Here is a 17,890-nt window from a genome sequence, read left to right as displayed (position 1 = left end):
GGCGCCCCGTCGCGGTCGGCCTTGTTGACGACGAAGATGTCGGCGATCTCCAAAATACCCGCCTTGAGCGTCTGGATGGCGTCGCCCGATTCGGGCGTGAGGATGACGACCGTCGTGTCGGCGATCTCCATGATGTCGAGCTCCGTCTGCCCGACGCCCACCGTTTCGACGAGGACGCAGTCCATCCCGAAGGCGTCGAAGAGTTTCGTCACCTCCCGCGTGGCGCGCGAGATCCCGCCCATGCTGCCGCGCGATCCGAGGCTCCGGATAAAGACCCCTTCGTCGCCCGCGTGTTCCTGCATGCGGATGCGGTCGCCCAGGACCGCCCCGCCGGAGAAGGGGCTGGACGGGTCGATCGCCACGACGCCGACGGTCTTCCCCTTCTTGCGCAGGTGGGCGATCAGCTTGTCGGTCAAGGTCGATTTGCCGGCCCCCGGGGGCCCCGTGATGCCGATCCTGACCGCCTTGCCGCAGCGCTTCTGGACCTCGGCCATGAGGGCGACCAAATCCCCCGACCGGGCCTCGACCTGGGAGATGAGCCGCGAGAGGGCCAGTCGGTCCCCCGAAAGCATTTTGGCGACAAGATCATCCACGTGAGACTCCTAAAAAAATTCGACGCTTCGATCGTACCGAAGCCGCAGGATTCGGTATGTGCTTGATTTTCGTACCTGATTAGCTTTGAGAAGAAAAAGAAAAAAAGCTATGATCTCAATTCATGACGGACTCTCAAGATCCCATCCATTTTTTTTGGGAAAAGTTTTCTCAGGCCGGTCCCGACGGACGGCGCGCGATCCGGTTCAAGGATCGGAAGGAGCTTGTCCTGCTCTATGAGGCGGGTTTCGTCGACGCGGTACAATTCAACCTGGATGAATGGACGGAGGCGTTCAAGGACTCGTTGCAGACCGGCGGAGGCTACGTCGTCAGCGAGAAACAGTGGGCCGAAAAGAAGAAGTACATGGGCGATTCGCCTGTCGGCGAGCCTTTCGACCCCCTTCAGATCCGTGAAGGGGAATGGACCCGGGAAGAATTCGATCGGTTGATCGAGGAAAAAATCTTTCCCGAGATGTTGGTGAGCCCGGAGGAATTCAGGAAAAACATGGAACCGATTCGGGCCAAGATCGCGACGGGAGGCCGTCTGACCGTCGGGTCCGCCTTCAAGCTTGCCTTGAAGCAGGTCTTGGACAGGTTCCCTTCGCCGCGCCGACTCCGGGAGATGGGATTCGCCGCCTTAAGCAAAACGGCATCGCCTACCTCGCCGGCAACGGGCTTTTCTCGGGGGCCTTCGCCCTCCAGCACCGCCCTGGGGCAATTAGGCAAGCTTTTGAAGAAGCAGTAAACTGGTGAGAGTCTGCGTGCCGATAATATCGACTCCTTGAGGAGATGACTTATGGCTGACGTACCACCCGCTGCCGCGCCTCCTGCTGCTGCGCCGCCTGCAGCCACGACCAATGCCGCCGCCGCCACTCCGGCAGCAGGCGCTGGGGCCGCAGGTTATATTGGCGCCGGTGTGGATGCCCTTTGCAAGGTCATCACGACCGCTTACACGGCGTCCAATAGCCAACCTCAACCGCCACCCTCCGGTCGAGCGTACGCTTAAGAGCATGATATTCTTAGAGAATCGAACGAAATTGCTGCGATACATTGGGCTTCCAGTAAAGGCTCGAATATGAGAAACTTCATACGTATTCGCGGACGATAACTCTATACGTAAGGTGGGGCTTTTATGTGGGCAACATTACTACCTGCCGTTGTGAACGGTGTCGCTCAAATCGCCGGCACAGCGGCGGCGGCAAACCAGCCAGCAAACTCGCCTCCGGCTGGAACACCGGCACCTTCGGCCCCTGGTTCTCCCCCGCCCAGTGGAACACCGGCCGTCGCTTCTCCTCCTCCCGAGGTGGCAGTTGCCTTGGATCAGGCCAGATCGCAGCCCACATCTAGTTAACGTTCACGAGGAGACCCCTGACCATGGGCGATGCCGCGATTCCACCGTCACCACCGCCACCGCCTCCACCGGCAGCGGCCCCTGCGCCGACTCCGACTCCAACACCGACACCCGCTCCGACGCCGCCGGTCTCGGAAAATCAAATGACCGATCAGCAACGGACGATCCTCGCGGCCAGCGTTCGTGAACTCGGCAATCTCGGCGCCGGTCTCATGACGGCCACGGCGGGCGCCCGCGAAGGCGAACCCGCCGACGGAACGCGCTCCGGGCCGGGTGCGAGGTCGGAGGCGGGCCAACCGGGCCCTCCTCCCTGGCTGGTAGCGGCATCGATGCGCGTTTAAATTGGCCTTTATTCGATGATCAAGATCGATTTTCCTCTCGCGGTCCTTTCACAGGCGGAGCTCATATCCAATCGGTGCCTCGTTCCCGTTCCTCCGTTTATTCCCGAAATTCCCTGCAGCATCGAGGACCCCGTCTTCGACCAATATTGGCGCATTGTCCGCGACTGGACTTACTTGGACATCTACAAGGCAAAGAGCGTTTGGGATTTGGCTATGGAGACCGCGGCTTTGGAGGGGGATTTCATCGAATGCGGATGCCATCTCGGCGGCTTGGGTTTCCTCCTCGCCTTCTTTATCCGGCACCACGGTTTGAAGAAGAAAGTCTTTTTGTGCGACAGTTTCCAAGGAATGCCGGAGCCGGATCCGGTCGTCGACACATTCTACCGAAAAGGAATGTTGAAGAGCGATCTCGAACGCTGCAGGGAGTTCATCGCTTCCCATGATCTCCAGTCAACGGCCGTCGTGCTGCCGGGATGGTTCGAAGACACGATTCCCGCTTTCGAAGATCGGCAGCGCTTTTCCCTCGTGCACATCGACTGCGACATTTATCAAAGCACCCTCACCTGCTTTGAGAACCTCTATCCGAAAGCGGTTGCCAGCGCGCCCGTCATTATGGACGATTTTTACATCCCCCCCGCGGGTGAACGGACGGCCGCGATGCAGTGGATCTCCCAGACGGAAGAAACTCTTCAGATGGGGCCCTTGTCCCAGGTTTATTTCAGAAAGGGCGTTTCCGTTCGCGATGCCGAAGAGTGGATTGTGGAGGATTGCGACGGAATCGCAATATCCGTGAAGGAACTGGCTCAAAACAGGGCCTATCTTGCGTTCCTGAAGGGCGTCCAGGAGCGGTTGCTCCAGGAGTCCGAAAACCTGGCCCGGTTGAGGGGCGTCTTGGAATCCTCGTGATTCTTATGGGCCTTTTCTCTTTCGTTGACCCGAAATATCGAAAAAGTGTAATATTTTAGTATGGTTAGCCAACCGAGCGACCCGATGATGACCATCTGGGAAAAGGTCTCCGTCCCGCAGGCGGGCGGGATGCGTTGCATCGTTTGGAGAAACCGCAATGACCTGGACTACCTCTACGACTCGGGATTCGTCGATACCGACCAGTATCGAAAGGAACAATGGATCGACGCCTTTCAGGATTCTCTCAAGCCAGACGGCAGCTATATCGTCACCAAGGATCAATGGCTTGCGAAGCGTGCGTTTCGGTTCGACGGACCGACGGGCGAGCCCTTCGACCCCCTCACCCTGCCCGAGGGGGAGTGGGATATGGATGCGTTCGATAAACTTCTGAAGCAAAAAATCCTGCCGTCGACGACCCTCACCGAGGAAAACTTTCGGCGAGGATTCGAAAAGGCCCGCAAGACGGCCATCGTGAACGGAAAGGTCGTCGTCAACAAAATGTTCAAGTTCAACTTGAAGCAAATCTTTTTGCTCTACCCGTCGCCGCGCCGGAACAGGGAGATGGCGGTGGCCGAAGAGAGGATGAAATTGACTCCGCCCAAGGCGGACAAGACCTCGAAGGCTGCGACGGGGCTCTCGCAGGCCTCGGGTTTTTCCACCGGACCCTCGAAAGAGCAGAGCATCCAAGACCGCCTCAGCCGTCTCCTGAAGAAAGGATAACGATGGTTCCGAACGATCAATCATTGAGGCTCATGGACGTGACGCTCCGGGATGGCGCCTATCTCTTTAACCAGAACTTTTCCTTGGAGACCGTTCAAAATCTCGTGTCGTGTCTGGATGCCGCCGGAGTTCCTTACATCGAGATCGGACACGGTGTCAGCGTGGGCGCCAGGGATAAAGGTTTTCTTGGAGCCGGTGAAACCGATTTGGCTTACGCAGAAACGGCTCGCGGATCCGCCGCCCGCGCCCGGATCGGAATGGTGGCGCTACCGCAGTTCGCGTCGACGGAGTCCCTGAGAGAGCTACGCCCCTTTCTCGACTTCATCCGCGTCGGAACGAATGTCGACGCGCCCGGGGAGGCCGAAGGGCTGGTTTCGGAAGCCAAGAAATTGGGCTACGAGGTGTTTTTCCAGATGATCCGGACCTCACGCGTCAGGCCGCATGTTGCGGCGAATACCGCGAGATTCGTCGAATCGCTCGGCGTGGACGTCGTCTATTTGGTCGACTCGGGAGGGATTTGGAGCCCATGGGAAGTCCGGCCCTATGTCGAAGAAGCCTTGTCGGTCGTCCAAATCCCCCTGGGGATCCATGCCCATAATCATCTGGGGGTTGCGCTCGCCAATACGATCACGGCCGTGCAAGCGGGTTGCCGTTGGGCGGATGCCAGCCTGAGGGGCGCGGGGCGCGGGGCGGGAAATACGCAGATGGAGCTGCTTGCCGTCCATCTTGGGCGGCTCAAACGCCACACCGGGGTCGACCTCGAGGGGCTTCAGGTCGCCGCTCACATTTTGGAGGACGAGCTTCCAAACGAAAAGCGCGGTATTTCGTCGGAAGACTTTCTGCCCGCGTCGTTTGGGCTGGATATCTATCCCGTGTCCTTTTTCATGAACCTGTGCCGGTCGGCCGGAATTGACCTGTCGACGCTCCTGCAAGAACTGGCGGAGATTCGCGGACTCGTTGACATCAAATCCGAAGACATCCGCCGCGCCCTGGAATCCCAAGGCTTGGACGCCGACATCGTCTTCAAGAGAGCCGGCCTCAAGACATCGTCCCAGCGTTAAAGCAGCTTGGCGGGTTCCATCGTGGGATTGACGTAGTTGAGTGTGTGCTCGGCGATTTCCCCCTTGTCGATGATCTCCCGGTAAAGATCGTACATCCTCTTGAACATGTCCTGATAATCCGGCTTGAAGAAATTCTCGTTCATGACGACGTACCGGTCCAGAGTGAATTCCTCAAAGACGCTCCAGTCCGAAAGTTTCTCCCAATTCATGTCTTCGCTCACCAGACCGCGGCTCATGGCTTGCTGCCAGAGCGGAGTTCCCGGAAGCGGGACCGCCGGATTGATTTCTATTCCGGACATCTTGTCCTGGTTCTTTCGGATGAAATCGTAGGTCATCTTGAGGTCGTCCAGCGTTTCGCCCGGGGAGGCGATGATGAAGGTGCAGGCGAGTTTCAAACCCGCCCGGTGGCAGAGGTCGATCGCCTTCTGATGGGACTCGACCGTCGCGCCCTTCTTGAGCTGCGAAAGAATCCGCTGCGAGGCCGACTCGATCCCGAAGGCGATAAAATTGAAGTTCATGCGCAGGAGATGTTCCACCATCGCTTCATTGATGAGATGAGTCCTTCCCCAGCAACTGAAGGACAGCCGATCGGGAATCCCAGCCCTCTCGAAGAGGTCCGCCATTTCGCTCAGGCGCTGCTGGCTGATGGTGAAGATGTCGTCGAAGATCAGGATGTGGCGGATCGGGAAATGAGACAGGATATCTTGGATCTCCCTGACGACGTAGGCGGGCGAATGCATCCGGTAGGCGTCCCAGAGGACGGGTTCGGAGCAGAACGAACAGCTGAACGGGCAGCCTCGGGAGGTGATGATGTGGGCCGTGCCAAGCTGTTTGGCCCACAACTCTCTGCGAGGGATCGGGTAGTCGTCGAGGTTCTTCTTTTCGTGCCTGCGTCCGGTGAAGAAGGCACCCGAGTGGCGGTCGTTGTACACGATTCCGGGGACCTTCTTCCAACGGTCGTCCTTGATCGTGTATCCGCGGCCCAGAAGATTGACCAACTCGTAAAAGGTCTCCTCGCCCTCGCCCACCACCCCAAAATCGAACTCCGGCTCGAGGCGATGGGGCAGCGCGGTTACGTGGGGACCGCCGATCACCGTGACGATCCCCTTTCCCTTGGCCTCCCGGGCGATCTCTCTCGCATAGCCGAAATTCTGCGTGACCGAATAAATACCCAAAACGTCAATGCCGGCCTCCATGAGATCGTCGGCGTTGTCCTTGATCAAGACTTGTGCCCCAGGCATGTGTTCCATCAAGTAGGTGCCCACGTAGAGAAGTCCCAGAGGGAGGGATAGTGTTTGAAAATAGGCATGTGTGACGGGCAGACGGTGGAGAGGGATGGCGTTGATGAGTCCTATTTTCATGGGGGACGCGCGAATGTGCCGATTTGACCGCCAAATTTAATAAATGATATCATGTTTTTGGCATTGAGACACGGGAGTTCTCTGCCTGCCTAGGCGCAACTCGTTTGGTGCCGCAGACGAAAATAGGTAAGGGAAGGGGTGTCTCCCTACCCCACGGGGAGGTTCAGTGTCGGGAGCAGCAGCCGCAGCCGCCATCGGAGCCGCCGTTACAGTGGCCACGACGGCGACGACCATCGGCATCAGTGAATCGAATAAGGCCAAGGCCTCCAAGGCCGCGAGGGACGCCGCCTCCGCCGATGCCGCCGAGCGCGCACGCCAGGAGAGGGACGCCGAGAGCGAGCAGATGGCCGCGGGCATCATGGCCATGGCCCAGTCCGGTGGCGGTGGCGATCCGGCCATTCAGCAATACCTCGAGCAAATGGGCTACATCCAGCCGGGCGCCCAGCCCGGTGGTGCGACGGCCCCGGGCCAGCCTGGAATGCCCGCCGATCCGTCCAGCCCCCGACAGCCCTCCAATCCGAATCTAGGCCCAGGCGGTGGTCCGGCGGGTGGAGGTATGGGTGGGCCGGGTGGGGTCATGGGCTAATGATTTGAGGTACTTAGACACCAGTCCCCCTCTCCGTCCGTTCTCAGCAGAAGGCAAGTTCTACAATAAATTCAGTTAGTTAGGACTCCACATTTCTCCCCTATTTTAGGCACCGAAATTGCTCTATAATCATCCAGGAGAAAAGGGATGGCTGTGGCCTATCAAAAGGACTTGAAGATTCCGAGGATCATGAAGCGGGACCATTTGGGCCTCGTGGATGCCTATATCGTCAACGACGAGGACCTCTTCGACACCTTCATGCCCTGGACCGTCAAGCCGCTCAGCGAGGTCATGCAGATCTCCGGATTCATGGATGATCAGGGGCATATTCACTACGAGTTCAACCATTCTCTCTTTGACGCGAGCAAGTACATGACTTGGAAGTCGATCTTTAATCCGGGGCTCTTTTATGAAGGGCTGGTCAAGGAGTTCCTGGGTACGAGTCTGCTGAAGGATGAAAAGAGGCTCATCGCCGGCGGTCACTCGACCTTTACCTTCGCCAAAAAAGAGAATTATCTCATGAACTTGGTGATTCTCCCGAAGAAGTTGATCCCGGATGTCGACCCCGAGCTGAGGCGCAGCGCCATTTTCCGTTTTCAGGAATCCTATGACCGGATGTCCCTCCGGATGGGCGCGGAGTACGAGCGGACGGCGACCCTGGTGATACCGGACGCAAAGATGAGGGCCCTGGGCTACGAACCGGTCAAGCCCAAGGGGCTCAAGGAGCGCTGGGCCCGGATGAAGGAGTTCTGGCCCATGTCGCTCCGCGGCATGCAGAGAATTTATGTAAAGCCGCTAAGCAACTTAGGATTTGAGACCCCCCGATAATAGGGATATAATTTACAAGGTTTAGAGGAACAAAAATGGCGATCGACCCGGAAACAAAAGCTTATTTGGACGCCAACAACGCCGAGATCATGGCGGAATACCAGAAGCTGTGGGAGCAGCAGCAGCAGAGCGTGGAGGAGCAGCGGGCCCAGATGACGGGCTCGATGTACACGCAGTTGGGCTTCTATCAGGCGGGCAAGGAGGCGGACAACGCCCTGATGTTCATGCAAGAGTGGGGAGCGAACATTAATAGGCGGGCGGAGCTTACGGCTCGGGACGGCATCCCTCCCCCGCCCGACGATCCGAACGGCACAAGCATGGATTCGGGCATCCTCTTTACGGGGGACGACGGCAAGAATTGGGACGCCATCGGCGATATTTTTAACCCGAAGAAGCCCGAGGGCAGCTGAGGTTGACCCGGCGTGGGTGAAACGCAACTGGTTCGGGTGAGATTGACGATACTTAGGAAGCAAGGGGAGCTTTAACATGGGTGGATCAGAATCGACGACATCATATCCGCCTCCGGTCGATTACTCGCAGGCGATGATGTACCAGTCGGACAACAACAAGACGATCGCCATGGGGCAGATCATGGCCCAGCAGTTCGCCATGCAGCAGGCCTCGATGGACCGTCAGATGCAGATCGCCTCGAACCTGGAGCTGGGGTTGGAGAAGCTGGATTCGAAGCTGCAGATCGCGAAGCTCAACTACCTGCAGTTCATGACCGAGGAAGAGAACCGGCATGTCGAAAAAATGACCGAGATCGGCGCCGAGGTCGACGCGGCACGCGGCGCGAACGTGACGGAGACCGCCGATTTTTTAGCGAATGACGGGGGGAGCTACACCCCCGGTGCGATTTGGGACGACACGTCGAGCTTCGTGAACGGCAGCCGGGTCGATTATGGGAAGAAGATGGACGACCTGCTGCAAAACGACAAGAACCAGAACGACAATTGGCACGACACGTTCCAAGCGGAAGCGGACGCCAAGAAGGCCGAGGCCGACGCGGCCGCGGCCCAGGCCAGAAATGAGTGGGAGCAGAATCATCCGGGACAAGTCTATCCCGGGGCTTAGGAAGGGTTTTGGCAGAAGAGAGGTAATTTATGGGCGGTTCAACGACATCCAATGCGACTCCTCCCCCGGTCGATTACACGATGGCCATGGGGATGGTGTCGTCCAACAACATGATCACGGCCCTGGGCCAGCAAGGGGTCCAGACCTTTGGGATCATGGAGGCCTCGATGAACCGCTCCGAGATCACCGCGGCCCACCTGGAGCTCGGCTTGGAGCAAATTGAAACCCGTCTCGACATGGCCAAGCTCGACCACCACGCGACGATGCGCGAATTGGAAGACAAACACGAAGAGAAGATGGCCGAGATCGAAAAGGGCGATACGAAAACGGTCGATACGACGGACTTTTTGGCCTAACCAAAGGAAAAACGATTCGATTATGGGTACGTCCACGACATCCAACTCGGTCCCCCCCCCGGTCGATTACACGATGGCCATGGGGATGACCTCCTCGAACAACATGATCACGGCCCTGGGCCAGCAAGGGGTCCAGACCTTCGGGATCATGGAGGCCTCGATGAACCGCTCCGAGATCACCGCGGCCCACCTGGAGCTCGGTCTGGAGCAAATTGAAACCCGTCTCGACATGGCCAAGCTCGACCACCACGCGACGATGCGCGAATTGGAAGACAAACACGAAGAGAAAATGGCCGAGATCGAAAAAGGCAAATCCGAGACCGTCGATACAACCGACTTCTTGGCCTAAATGGCCCTTGATCGGTCCTGACACACCGCGTGCCAAGTTACCCCTTTCCTTTTGACATTCCCCCCGTCCCCCGTTAGAATAAAATCATAGTGTTTTCAGTCAATTAGGGCTTCGGAGGGGGTTCCGAACCGACTATGGATCCTTTAGAGACCATCTTCATCCGGGTCGCGAAAGAGGGAAAAGACAAGAAGAAGTATATTTTCTTCAAGGATCAGACCGACATTGCCTTCCTCTACGCCTCCGGCTTCGTCGACGCCAAAAAGTACAATTATAAGGCCTGGGTGGACGCCTTTGAGCCTTCCAAGCAAAAGGACAACTCCTACATCATCTCCCATGACCAGTGGATGGAGAAGAAGAAGTACCACTACGAGGGGCCCATCAATCCCCCTTGGGACCCGATGGCGCTCGAAGAGAGGGAATATACGGAAAAGGAAGTGACCGAGATCATCGCCAAGAAGATCATCCCCTGCACCGTCTTCGACGACAGTTACACCCAGGTTTACGTGAACAATTTGAAGGCGCAGGGACGGCTCGTGGACGGCAAGGCCCGGATCGATAAACCGGCCAAGGAATTCATCCTGTCGATCATCAATCAATATCCCTCTCCCATGCGTGTCTTGGAGGTCTCCGTTTACGGCCTCTTGAACGCGAAGAGGGGCTCGCGCAAGGCCGCCCAGGAGAATCTGCAGAAGAGCGGCTTTGCCGCAGGCGCGACGGCACAGCAAATCTTCTCGAGCCGTCTGGCGGATCTCGCGAAGACCCAGGCCAAGGAAGTCCCCGCGCAACCGGTCACCGACAAGCCGGCCGTTGCCCTCAAGGACCTGCAAAAGCGCCGCGCTCCTGGTAAAATTTAAGATCGATGCAAATCACCTGGGTGGGGCACGCCTGTCTCCTGATTGAGACCGCCAACGTCCGTTGCCTGACGGACCCCTGGCTGTCTGATCCCATCTTCGGCGGAGCCATCCGGCACGAGCCGCCTCGTGTTCACCGTCTGGAGGACCTCCCCGCCCCCGACATCGTTTGCATCACGCATTGCCACTTCGACCATTTCCATGATGAGACCCTCCGCCGGATCGACCGATCGACGCCGATCGTCATTCCCTGGAGTCCGATTCGAAACATCCGGGCCGAGCTCAAGGCCATCGGATTTAGGGACGTGCGTCAGTTGAGGGCCTGGAAATCATGCACGTTCCGCGATCTCAAGATAACCGCCATCCCTTCCGTCGGAGTTCCCGAGGAGATCGCATACGTGATCGAGGGCGAGGGACAGGCCGTCTTTGACGCCGCCGATTGCGTGTTCGAGCCGATCGCCGAACTCGTAGGAAAACGTTACCGGCTGGACATCGGATTCATCCCCTTTTGCGGGTGGGACCATTCGGGGCTCATGGGTTTGCAGCCGGAAAAAATCTGGAAACCCGATTACGATTCACTGGCCAAGGCATGCGTCGACCTCGGGCTGCGCCACGTTGTTCCGGCGGCTTCGAACGCCGTCTGGTATCCGGAGGAACTGCGGTGGTTGAACGAGCGCGTCTGCCCGGGCAAGGCGGTTGAGTTCATGGAGACCGTCGAGCGTTTGGGAGGGGGCCGGACACGGCCTTTGGCGATGAACCCGGGAGACCGGTGGTTGGGCGGGGAGGATCGGGTCACGTCCGCCGGGCTTGGCCCCCAGATCTCTCCGGCGGCCGATGCAACGTCGCCGGATTGGAAGACCTGGCTGAACGATCCAAATCTCAAGATCCTTGAACCCGAGGAACTGGAATCCGCGATGAACGATTTTCTCAAATCGCGCCGCAATCACCTGCTCAGAGTCCTTCCGCTCAGTCCCAAGATCGTCCTTTCGATGCTGACCACGCGGTTCGAGTTGGCCTCCTTTTATGAGGGGCGGAATCTCTTTTTTGAGATCGATTTCCGGCGATGGAATCCCGTGAAGTTGGGCGCGCACAAAACGAGTTCGCAGTTCGGGCTCGTCATGGATTGGAAGGACCTTTGCGCCTTGGTCCAGGGAGCGGTGGACAGCCAGGACCTCGTGATTTCGCAGCGGATGAAAATGTATTACCTGCCCAAGTCGGAATACTTCAGGCGCGTTTTCGGTCTGGAGTTCATTTTTTTCACCCGAAGCCTCGCCCGGCTGGCCCGGGCCGCCTGATTAATGAATGGATTCGTGCGACTCCTGCGAGGACTCGGCGTGTGAGACGGAGGGCATGGGGGCCTGATGCTTCATCTCCTCCAGCTCCTTCTCCAACTCCCGGATCTTCCGGTCGCGTGACCGCACCGCGATCGATTTGAACACGGCCGGGATCGCCTGCAGGAGGGCCAGGAAGAAGATGCCCAGGCAGAAGGCCGTGATGACGACGAATCCCAGCTGAACCGGCATGGACCTAAGCTCGAAGAGATGAGGGATCGAGAACCGGAACGTCATCGGATAATTGAACGCCTGGTCGTTCAGGTTGCAGTAGAGGAAGTTCAGGATGGCGAAGAGAAACAGCGAGAGAACAAGAGCGGAAAGGACTTTGCGCATACGAACCCCCCTTTGATTGCATCTTACATGATTTTGCCTACTTCCAAAACTTCTTTAACAGGTTTTGGGTGGCGAGCAGGTGTTGCGGCATCGACTTGGTTTCGGCGATGACCGGCCAGAAGTTGGTGTCCGCGAACCACCGCGGGATGACGTGGAAGTGAAGATGGTCGTCGATCCCCGCCCCCGCCGCCTTTCCCAGATTCAGGCCCATGTTGAAACCCTGCGGGCGCATGGCCCCGCCCAGCACCTTTTCGGCCCGCGCCATCAAGGTGAGGATCTCCCCATACTCCCCGGGTTTGAGCTGAGTGAGCGAAGAGACGTGCCGGTTGGGAACCACCATGAGGTGTCCGGGGTTGTAGGGGTACTTGTTCAGGATGACGAAACATGTTTTGCCACGGTGCACGATCAGGTCTTTCCGGTCGGATTTGCGCCGGACGCGGTTGCAGAAGACGCAGCCCTTTTCCTTGGGGCCCAAGATGAATTCCATACGCCAGGGGGCAAAAATTGGTTTCATAGGTTTGTAGGGGCGACCCCTAACTACGGGGCTGCTCCGCTGACCTTGTGTTCGCCCTATGCGAGATGCAAAGCCTTCAACACCTTCTTAAAGTCCGGTTTCACGATCACCGGCGGCTTTCCCGTCTTGAGGGCCGTGTCCGGGTCTTTCAGGCCGTGGCCCGTCAGCGTGCAGACGATGAGGTCGCCCTTCTTGAAGTAGCCCTTCTTGGCGTACTTGAGGACCCCGGCGACGGAGGCCGCTGAGGCCGGTTCGCAGAAATAACCCTCGGTCGTGGCCAGGAGACGGTAGGCGCCGAGAATCTCCCGGTCGGTCACCTTGTCGATCAAGCCCCCCGATTCATCCCGCGCGGCGACCGCCTGCTTCCAGGACGCCGGGTTGCCGATGCGGATGGCCGTCGCGACCGTCTCCGGCTTTTTGACGGGATGCCCAAGGACGATGGGAGCCGCGCCGGCCGCCTGGAAGCCGGTCATCTTAGGGAGCGAGTCGATCATTCCCTCGCCGCGGTACTCCTTGTAACCCTTCCAGTACGCGGTGATGTTGCCGGCGTTGCCGACCGGCAACGCGTGGTGCGTCGGCGCCCGTCCCAGGGCTTCACACACCTCGAACGCGGCCGTTTTCTGCCCTTCGATCCGATGCGGGTTCAAGGAATTCACCATCGTGGCGTAACCTTCTTCCGCCACCCTGCGGACGATCGTCAGCGATTCGTCGAAATTGCCGTCGACGGCGACGATGGAGGAGCCGTGGATCATGGCCTGGGTGAGCTTGCCGAGCGCGATCTTGCCCTTCGGAATGACGATGTAGGATTTGATGCCCGCCCGGGCCGCGTAAGCCGCCTGCGCGGCCGACGTGTTGCCGGTCGAAGCGCAGACGACGGCGCGTGATCCGGACTCCAACGCCTTGGAAACGGCGTAGGTCATACCCCGGTCCTTGAAGGAGCCGGTGGGATTCAGGCCTTCCAGTTTCAGATAGACCTGGACGCCTTCCCCGATCATCGCGGCCAGCCGGGGCGCCGGCAGGAGCGGCGTATTTCCCTCGTTGAGCGAAACGACGCTCTTGGGGTCGATCGGCAAATACTTCGCGTATTTTGTGATGAGTCCGCTATAGGCCATGGTCTATTTCAAATGCTCCACCCGAATGAGGACTGTTTTGTCCAGCACGGCGTCCAGCTTGTCAATCTTAGAGATCGCAAGGCGGATGTTCCGCTCGCGCGCTTCATGGGTCATGACGACGATGGGCACCCGCGAGCCCTCGTCCCTTTCCTGCTGATAGACGCTGGCGATGCTGATCCCCTGCTCTCCCAAGAGGGCGGCGATTTGGGCGAGCACGCCGGGCTTATCGACGACGGAGAACCGCAGGTAATAGTCGGTCACGAGATCTTCAATCGGTTGGAGGTCCGCGTCCCGTCGTAGGGGCGCCGGAACCGGCACGACGATCCCAGATGCGATCATCTGCGCGATTTGGGCGATGTCGCTCACGACCGCCGAAGCCGTCGGCATCATCCCCGCCCCGCGGCCGAGGAACATGGTCTCTCCCACGGCGTCGCCCTTGAGGAAGATCGCGTTGAAGACGCCCTTCACGTCCGCGAGGGGATGGCCCAGGGGGATCATCGTCGGATGCACACGGGCCTGGATGCGCCCTTCCCGCTCCTTGCAGATGGCCAGGAGCTTGATCGAGTAGCCCAACTTCTTCGCGAACTCGATGTCGAGCGGCGTGAGGCCGTCGATGCCTTCGGTAAACACCCCGGATTTCGGTGGCTCCACGCCGTGCGCCAGCGCGATCAGGATGGCGAGCTTTTGGGCGGCGTCGACGCCTTTGACGTCAAAGGTCGGGTCCTGCTCGGCATAGCCCTCCTTCTGGGCCTGCTTCAGGACGTCCGCGAAGGCCGCGCCTTTGTCCGACATCTCCGTCAGGATGTAGTTGGAGGTGCCGTTGATGATGCCGTAGATCTCCTGGATCCGGTTCGCGATGAATCCCTCGCGGATCGCCTTGAGGATGGGGATGCCGCCCGCCACCGAGGCCTCGAAACCCAACGCCAGCCCCTTTTCCCGCCCTTTTTGAAAGAGGACGGCCGCACGATCCGCCAGCAGGGCCTTGTTGGCCGTGACCACGTGCTTGCCCTTCTCGAAGGCCTTGAGGATGATCGACCCCGCGGGTTCCAGCCCTCCGATCAGCTCGACGACGATCGCGATTCCCGGGTTGTTGATGACGTCATCAGGATTCGCCGTCAGGAGGTCTTTCGGGACGTCGACGGCGCGCTTCTTCTTGAGGTCGCTGACGCAGACCTTGCGGACCCTGATCGAGACGCCGGTCCTTTGCTCAAGCACGTCGTGATTGTCCTGCAGGAGTTTCCAGACCCCCGCGCCGACGGTGCCCAGTCCGATCAAACCGATTCCAATCTCACGTTTTGTCGTTGTCATGAGGAGATCACCTTTTTGATTCCGTTAACCGCCTGCCGGATCCTTTTTTCGTTCTCGACCAGTGCGAAACGAATGTAGCCGTCGCCATACTCGCCAAAGCCGATCCCCGGTGAGACGCACACCTCGGCCCTGGAGAGCAGAAGCTTGGAGAACTCGAGGGACTTCATCTCCCGGAAGGCCTCGGGGATCTTCGCCCAGACGAACATCGTGCCTTTGGGCTTTTCGATCGGCCAGCCGACCCGCGAGAGGCCCTCGCAGAGGATGTCCCTCCGCTTCTGGTAGATCTCCCGGATTTCCTTCACGTAGTGCTGTGGTCCGTTCAAGGCCACCGTGGCCGCGATCTGGATCGGGGCGAATTGGCCATAGTCGAAGTAGCTCTTGAGCCGCGTGAGCGCGTAGACCAGGTCCTTGTTGCCGCACAAGAACGCGACCCGCCAGCCCGGCATGCTGTAGCCCTTGGAGAGGGAGTAGATCTCGACGGCGACGTCCTTGGCCCCCTTGACCTGCAGGATCGACGGTGGCTTGGGACCCTCAAAGTAGAGATCGGCGTAGGCGAAGTCGTGGATGACCATGAGTTTGTGCGCCCGCGCGAAGTCCACGATTTTTTCGAAGAAGGCGAGGCCCACCGTCTGCGTCGTCGGATTCGAGGGAAACGAGAGGATCAGAAACTTGGCCTTGGAGTGGGAGGACCTCACCACCTTCTCGAGGCTTTCCAAGAAGTCGGTCTCCATGTTCATCTCGGGATCGATCCGGATGCCCCCGACCTCCGCGCCGGCGATAACCACCGAATACGTATGGATGGGATACGTGGGATTGGGCACGAGGACGACGTCGCCGGGCGAGGTCACCGCGATCATCAGGTGCGAGAGGGCCTCCTTGGCCCCGATCGTCATGATGGCCTCGCTGTCGGGATCGAGGTCCACGTCGTAGTTGCGTTTGTACCAGTCGCAGACGGCGATGCGGAGTTTGGGGATGCCGCGCGAGACCGAATAGCGGTGATTCTTTCCCATCTGGGCGGCGTCGACCAATTTCGTGACGATGTGCGGCGGCGTCGGGATGTCCGGATTCCCCATCCCCAGGTTGATGATGTCGGCGCCCCTCTTGCGCGCCTCGGCCATCATGGCCACCACGACGCCCAGGGTATAGGGCGGAAGCCTTTTGATGCGCTCAAATTCCATGGGGGACCATCGCGTCGGCGTGGTAGGAGCTACGGACAAAGGGGCCGGAGGCGACGGATTCAAAGCCCATGTCGTATCCGATCTTTTCATAATCCTCGAAAACCTTGGGTTCGACGTATGCGACGACCGGCAGATTCCGGGACTCCGGCCTCAAGTATTGGCCGATGGTGAGAATCGAACAACCGGCGTTCCTCAGGTCCTCCATCGCCGTCAGGACCTCCGCGCGCGTCTCGCCCAGGCCCAGCATGAGGCCCGATTTGGTCGCCATCGAAGGATCGAAGTCCTTGACGCGGCGCAGGAACCCGAGCGTGTTCTCGTAGCTCGCCCGGTGGCGGACGCGCGGCGAGAGGCGGCGAACCGTTTCGAGGTTGTGATTGAACACGTCCGGCCGCGCATGGCAGACCGTCTCCATCGCGTCTCGATTCATGCCGAAGTCCGTCGTCAGAATTTCCACCTTGCAACCCGGCTCGCGCGAACGGATCGCTTGAATGACGTTCACGAAGTGGGCCGCCCCGCCGTCCTCCAAGTCGTCCCGGGCCACGCAGGTGATCACGACGTGTTTAAGCTCCAAAAGGGACACCATTTCGGCGACCTTCGCGGGCTCCTCGGCGTCGACCGGGGCCGGCTTGCCGGCGGTCACGGAACAGAAACCGCAGTGCCGCGTGCAGACGTCGCCCAAAATCATGAACGTGGCCGTCCTACGGGACCAACATTCGCCGAGATTCGGGCATCGGGCCTCTTCGCAAACAGTGTGAAGGCCGCGCGCGCGCAAGCGGGACTTCAGGGCATGGATGTTTTCCGAAAAGCCGAACGGTTTCACGAGCCAGCGAGGAAGTCGTTGACGATCCGGCTGGGAATTCAATACAGGGAGATCCATGTATGTACTTATCGGATATGACGCCCCAAATGGTCAAGAGTTACGGAAGCTTCACCGGGAGGCCCACCTCGAAAAGTTAAGGGCCCTCGCCCGGGCGGGCAAGATCGTGGCTGCGGGTCCGTTCACCGATGGTTCCGGAAGCCTGATCGTGTTCGACGTGGCGACCAAGACGGAGGTGGAGTTGATCGCGAAGACCGACCCCTACGTGATGCACCGGGTGTTCGAGAGATACGAGATCAAGCCGTTCGAGAAGGTCTTGCCTTAATCCCGCTTTCCGCGGGACAGCGCTCGCTACGGCTCGTATAAGGAAGCTAGTGCACCGTTGATTCCTTGGACTCCCGCTCCAAGACGGCGATTTCTTCCTCGGAGAGGCGGTTGGCGTCCTCCGGCAGCTTGTAGTCGCCCTTCAGCCAGTGGCCCAGGTCGATCATCCGGCAGCGTTCGCAGCAGAAAGGACGGTGAGGGTTGTCCTCCCACCGGCTCGGCCCGAGACAATGAGGACACCTGGGTGCCGCGGCCATGGCATCACCTCGAATGAGGCATCGACCCCTGTTTCTTGGTCTTGGACGTGCCGGAGGCCTTCGTGAACCCCGAGAACGGATTCTTCCACTTGTGCTCGCGTTCGACGTAGCCCTCTTTGGCTGTCTTCTCGTCCTTGCACTTCAGGTGATACTGGCCGTCGTGGTATCCCCCGCATTTCTCGGGCTCTTCCTTCGTCTTGACCTCCCCGGCCAAGGCGGTCAGGGGCGATCCGGCGAAGACGATGACGGCCGCCAAGGCGGCCCACTGCGAGATTTTCTTTTTCATAAGAATAAAATATAGGATTTCATGCCGTCGCCTGCAACCCAAAACTCAGGGG

At 59.1% G+C, this 17,890-nt stretch carries 24 protein-coding genes; 14 read left to right on the top strand and 10 right to left on the bottom strand.

Annotated elements, in window-relative coordinates; all coding sequences use genetic code 11:
- Positions 1–572, bottom strand: a 572-nt coding sequence (gene meaB / locus VLJ37_11255; protein HSA60249.1) for a methylmalonyl Co-A mutase-associated GTPase MeaB, incomplete at its 3' end; no start/stop codon positions are given.
- 143 nt (positions 573–715) lie between these two features.
- Between meaB and VLJ37_11250 the strand changes: the two genes are divergently transcribed.
- The 5 genes from VLJ37_11250 to VLJ37_11230 all read left to right on the top strand — a co-directional run bounded on the left by VLJ37_11250 (position 716) and on the right by VLJ37_11230 (position 4,970).
- Positions 716–1,336: a hypothetical protein gene (locus VLJ37_11250; GenBank protein ID HSA60248.1), complete on the top strand. Its 621-nt coding sequence runs from the start codon at positions 716–718 to the stop codon at positions 1,334–1,336.
- A gap of 629 nt (positions 1,337–1,965) precedes the next feature.
- Positions 1,966–2,283 (top strand): hypothetical protein, encoded by a 318-nt coding sequence (locus VLJ37_11245; GenBank protein ID HSA60247.1) that lies wholly within the window; start codon positions 1,966–1,968, stop codon positions 2,281–2,283.
- A 15-nt stretch (positions 2,284–2,298) separates the two neighbouring features.
- Positions 2,299–3,189 (top strand): TylF/MycF/NovP-related O-methyltransferase, encoded by an 891-nt coding sequence (locus tag VLJ37_11240; protein ID HSA60246.1) that lies wholly within the window; start codon positions 2,299–2,301, stop codon positions 3,187–3,189.
- Positions 3,190–3,249: 60 nt separating this feature from the next.
- Positions 3,250–3,909 (top strand): hypothetical protein, encoded by a 660-nt coding sequence (locus VLJ37_11235; protein ID HSA60245.1) that lies wholly within the window; start codon positions 3,250–3,252, stop codon positions 3,907–3,909.
- 2 nt (positions 3,910–3,911) lie between these two features.
- The gene (locus VLJ37_11230) at positions 3,912–4,970 is read left to right on the top strand and encodes a hypothetical protein (GenBank protein HSA60244.1); all 1,059 of its coding nucleotides are present in this window, start codon (positions 3,912–3,914) and stop codon (positions 4,968–4,970) included.
- On the opposite strand, the gene VLJ37_11225 is transcribed toward VLJ37_11230, so the two are convergent.
- Entirely contained in the window at positions 4,967–6,331 is a 1,365-nt protein-coding gene (locus VLJ37_11225) for a radical SAM protein (GenBank protein ID HSA60243.1), read from the bottom strand. The genes VLJ37_11230 and VLJ37_11225 overlap by 4 nt on opposite strands.
- Positions 6,332–6,497: 166 nt before the next feature.
- Between VLJ37_11225 and VLJ37_11220 the strand changes: the two genes are divergently transcribed.
- The 8 genes from VLJ37_11220 (at position 6,498) to VLJ37_11185 (ending at position 11,670) form a co-directional block, all read left to right on the top strand.
- The gene (locus tag VLJ37_11220) at positions 6,498–6,917 is read left to right on the top strand and encodes a hypothetical protein (GenBank protein HSA60242.1); all 420 of its coding nucleotides are present in this window, start codon (positions 6,498–6,500) and stop codon (positions 6,915–6,917) included.
- A 147-nt stretch (positions 6,918–7,064) separates the two neighbouring features.
- Entirely contained in the window at positions 7,065–7,745 is a 681-nt protein-coding gene (locus VLJ37_11215) for a hypothetical protein (protein HSA60241.1), read from the top strand.
- Between the two features lie 35 nt (positions 7,746–7,780).
- Positions 7,781–8,155: a hypothetical protein gene (locus VLJ37_11210; protein ID HSA60240.1), complete on the top strand. Its 375-nt coding sequence runs from the start codon at positions 7,781–7,783 to the stop codon at positions 8,153–8,155.
- Positions 8,156–8,231: 76 nt separating this feature from the next.
- Positions 8,232–8,819 (top strand): hypothetical protein, encoded by a 588-nt coding sequence (locus tag VLJ37_11205; protein HSA60239.1) that lies wholly within the window; start codon positions 8,232–8,234, stop codon positions 8,817–8,819.
- A 29-nt stretch (positions 8,820–8,848) separates the two neighbouring features.
- Positions 8,849–9,175, top strand: a complete 327-nt coding sequence (locus VLJ37_11200) for a hypothetical protein (protein HSA60238.1) — start codon at positions 8,849–8,851, stop codon at positions 9,173–9,175.
- Between the two features lie 22 nt (positions 9,176–9,197).
- Positions 9,198–9,524 carry a hypothetical protein gene (locus VLJ37_11195; GenBank protein ID HSA60237.1) on the top strand — a complete coding sequence of 109 codons (327 nt, stop codon included), beginning with the start codon at positions 9,198–9,200 and terminating at the stop codon, positions 9,522–9,524.
- 134 nt (positions 9,525–9,658) lie between these two features.
- Positions 9,659–10,378, top strand: a complete 720-nt coding sequence (locus VLJ37_11190) for a hypothetical protein (protein ID HSA60236.1) — start codon at positions 9,659–9,661, stop codon at positions 10,376–10,378.
- 5 nt (positions 10,379–10,383) lie between these two features.
- Positions 10,384–11,670, top strand: coding sequence for an MBL fold metallo-hydrolase (locus VLJ37_11185; GenBank protein HSA60235.1), 1,287 nt, complete (start codon positions 10,384–10,386; stop codon positions 11,668–11,670).
- Here VLJ37_11185 and VLJ37_11180 read toward each other — a convergent pair whose 3' ends face one another.
- From VLJ37_11180 to lipA, 6 genes are all read right to left on the bottom strand, one after another.
- A complete protein-coding gene (locus tag VLJ37_11180; GenBank protein HSA60234.1) occupies positions 11,671–12,042 on the bottom strand; it encodes a hypothetical protein in 372 nt (123 codons plus the stop codon). It abuts the gene before it with no gap.
- 37 nt (positions 12,043–12,079) lie between these two features.
- Positions 12,080–12,529, bottom strand: a complete 450-nt coding sequence (locus VLJ37_11175; protein ID HSA60233.1) for an HIT domain-containing protein — start codon at positions 12,527–12,529, stop codon at positions 12,080–12,082.
- 83 nt (positions 12,530–12,612) lie between these two features.
- On the bottom strand, positions 12,613–13,668 hold the full coding sequence (gene thrC / locus VLJ37_11170; protein ID HSA60232.1) for a threonine synthase: 1,056 nt from the start codon (positions 13,666–13,668) through the stop codon (positions 12,613–12,615).
- A 3-nt stretch (positions 13,669–13,671) separates the two neighbouring features.
- The gene (locus VLJ37_11165; GenBank protein HSA60231.1) at positions 13,672–14,976 is read right to left on the bottom strand and encodes a homoserine dehydrogenase; all 1,305 of its coding nucleotides are present in this window, start codon (positions 14,974–14,976) and stop codon (positions 13,672–13,674) included.
- Positions 14,973–16,154 (bottom strand): aminotransferase class I/II-fold pyridoxal phosphate-dependent enzyme, encoded by a 1,182-nt coding sequence (locus tag VLJ37_11160; GenBank protein ID HSA60230.1) that lies wholly within the window; start codon positions 16,152–16,154, stop codon positions 14,973–14,975. Before VLJ37_11160 ends, VLJ37_11165 begins: the two co-directional genes overlap by 4 nt.
- A complete protein-coding gene (gene lipA / locus VLJ37_11155) occupies positions 16,144–17,031 on the bottom strand; it encodes a lipoyl synthase (GenBank protein ID HSA60229.1) in 888 nt (295 codons plus the stop codon). Before lipA ends, VLJ37_11160 begins: the two co-directional genes overlap by 11 nt.
- Between lipA and VLJ37_11150 the strand changes: the two genes are divergently transcribed.
- Positions 17,030–17,296 carry a YciI family protein gene (locus tag VLJ37_11150; GenBank protein ID HSA60228.1) on the top strand — a complete coding sequence of 89 codons (267 nt, stop codon included), beginning with the start codon at positions 17,030–17,032 and terminating at the stop codon, positions 17,294–17,296. The two genes, lipA and VLJ37_11150, sit on opposite strands and share 2 nt — an antisense overlap.
- Positions 17,297–17,342: 46 nt before the next feature.
- On the opposite strand, the gene yacG is transcribed toward VLJ37_11150, so the two are convergent.
- Together yacG and VLJ37_11140 are read right to left on the bottom strand one after the other, a co-directional pair.
- Complete coding sequence (yacG, locus tag VLJ37_11145; protein HSA60227.1) at positions 17,343–17,552, bottom strand: DNA gyrase inhibitor YacG; 210 nt, start codon at positions 17,550–17,552, stop codon at positions 17,343–17,345.
- Between the two features lie 4 nt (positions 17,553–17,556).
- Positions 17,557–17,838, bottom strand: coding sequence for a hypothetical protein (locus VLJ37_11140; GenBank protein HSA60226.1), 282 nt, complete (start codon positions 17,836–17,838; stop codon positions 17,557–17,559).
- Between the last annotated feature and the right edge of the window lie 52 nt (positions 17,839–17,890).

Source organism: bacterium (genome assembly GCA_035454885.1).
Taxonomy (GTDB): Bacteria; UBA10199; UBA10199; order JACPAL01.
This window is presented reverse-complemented; position numbering and strand designations above follow the sequence as displayed.

Bases quoted from the DNA above. Each gene is read 5' to 3' on its own strand.
- VLJ37_11190 (HSA60236.1), top strand. From the start codon at position 9,659: ATGGATCCTTTAGAGACCATCTTCATCCGGGTCGCGAAAGAGGGAAAA.
- VLJ37_11150 (HSA60228.1), top strand. From the start codon at position 17,030: ATGTATGTACTTATCGGATATGACGCCCCAAATGGTCAAGAGTTACGG.
- VLJ37_11175 (HSA60233.1), bottom strand. From the start codon at position 12,529: ATGGAATTCATCTTGGGCCCCAAGGAAAAGGGCTGCGTCTTCTGCAAC.
- VLJ37_11235 (HSA60245.1), top strand. From the start codon at position 3,250: ATGGTTAGCCAACCGAGCGACCCGATGATGACCATCTGGGAAAAGGTC.
- VLJ37_11245 (HSA60247.1), top strand. From the start codon at position 1,966: ATGGGCGATGCCGCGATTCCACCGTCACCACCGCCACCGCCTCCACCG.
- VLJ37_11240 (HSA60246.1), top strand. From the start codon at position 2,299: ATGATCAAGATCGATTTTCCTCTCGCGGTCCTTTCACAGGCGGAGCTC.
- VLJ37_11205 (HSA60239.1), top strand. From the start codon at position 8,232: ATGGGTGGATCAGAATCGACGACATCATATCCGCCTCCGGTCGATTAC.
- thrC (HSA60232.1), bottom strand. From the start codon at position 13,668: ATGGCCTATAGCGGACTCATCACAAAATACGCGAAGTATTTGCCGATC.
- VLJ37_11180 (HSA60234.1), bottom strand. From the start codon at position 12,042: ATGCGCAAAGTCCTTTCCGCTCTTGTTCTCTCGCTGTTTCTCTTCGCC.
- VLJ37_11225 (HSA60243.1), bottom strand. From the start codon at position 6,331: ATGAAAATAGGACTCATCAACGCCATCCCTCTCCACCGTCTGCCCGTC.
- VLJ37_11230 (HSA60244.1), top strand. From the start codon at position 3,912: ATGGTTCCGAACGATCAATCATTGAGGCTCATGGACGTGACGCTCCGG.
- VLJ37_11140 (HSA60226.1), bottom strand. From the start codon at position 17,838: ATGAAAAAGAAAATCTCGCAGTGGGCCGCCTTGGCGGCCGTCATCGTC.
- VLJ37_11250 (HSA60248.1), top strand. From the start codon at position 716: ATGACGGACTCTCAAGATCCCATCCATTTTTTTTGGGAAAAGTTTTCT.
- lipA (HSA60229.1), bottom strand. From the start codon at position 17,031: ATGGATCTCCCTGTATTGAATTCCCAGCCGGATCGTCAACGACTTCCT.
- yacG (HSA60227.1), bottom strand. From the start codon at position 17,552: ATGGCCGCGGCACCCAGGTGTCCTCATTGTCTCGGGCCGAGCCGGTGG.
- VLJ37_11200 (HSA60238.1), top strand. From the start codon at position 8,849: ATGGGCGGTTCAACGACATCCAATGCGACTCCTCCCCCGGTCGATTAC.
- VLJ37_11165 (HSA60231.1), bottom strand. From the start codon at position 14,976: ATGACAACGACAAAACGTGAGATTGGAATCGGTTTGATCGGACTGGGC.
- VLJ37_11210 (HSA60240.1), top strand. From the start codon at position 7,781: ATGGCGATCGACCCGGAAACAAAAGCTTATTTGGACGCCAACAACGCC.
- VLJ37_11215 (HSA60241.1), top strand. From the start codon at position 7,065: ATGGCTGTGGCCTATCAAAAGGACTTGAAGATTCCGAGGATCATGAAG.
- VLJ37_11195 (HSA60237.1), top strand. From the start codon at position 9,198: ATGGGTACGTCCACGACATCCAACTCGGTCCCCCCCCCGGTCGATTAC.
- VLJ37_11185 (HSA60235.1), top strand. From the start codon at position 10,384: ATGCAAATCACCTGGGTGGGGCACGCCTGTCTCCTGATTGAGACCGCC.
- VLJ37_11160 (HSA60230.1), bottom strand. From the start codon at position 16,154: ATGGAATTTGAGCGCATCAAAAGGCTTCCGCCCTATACCCTGGGCGTC.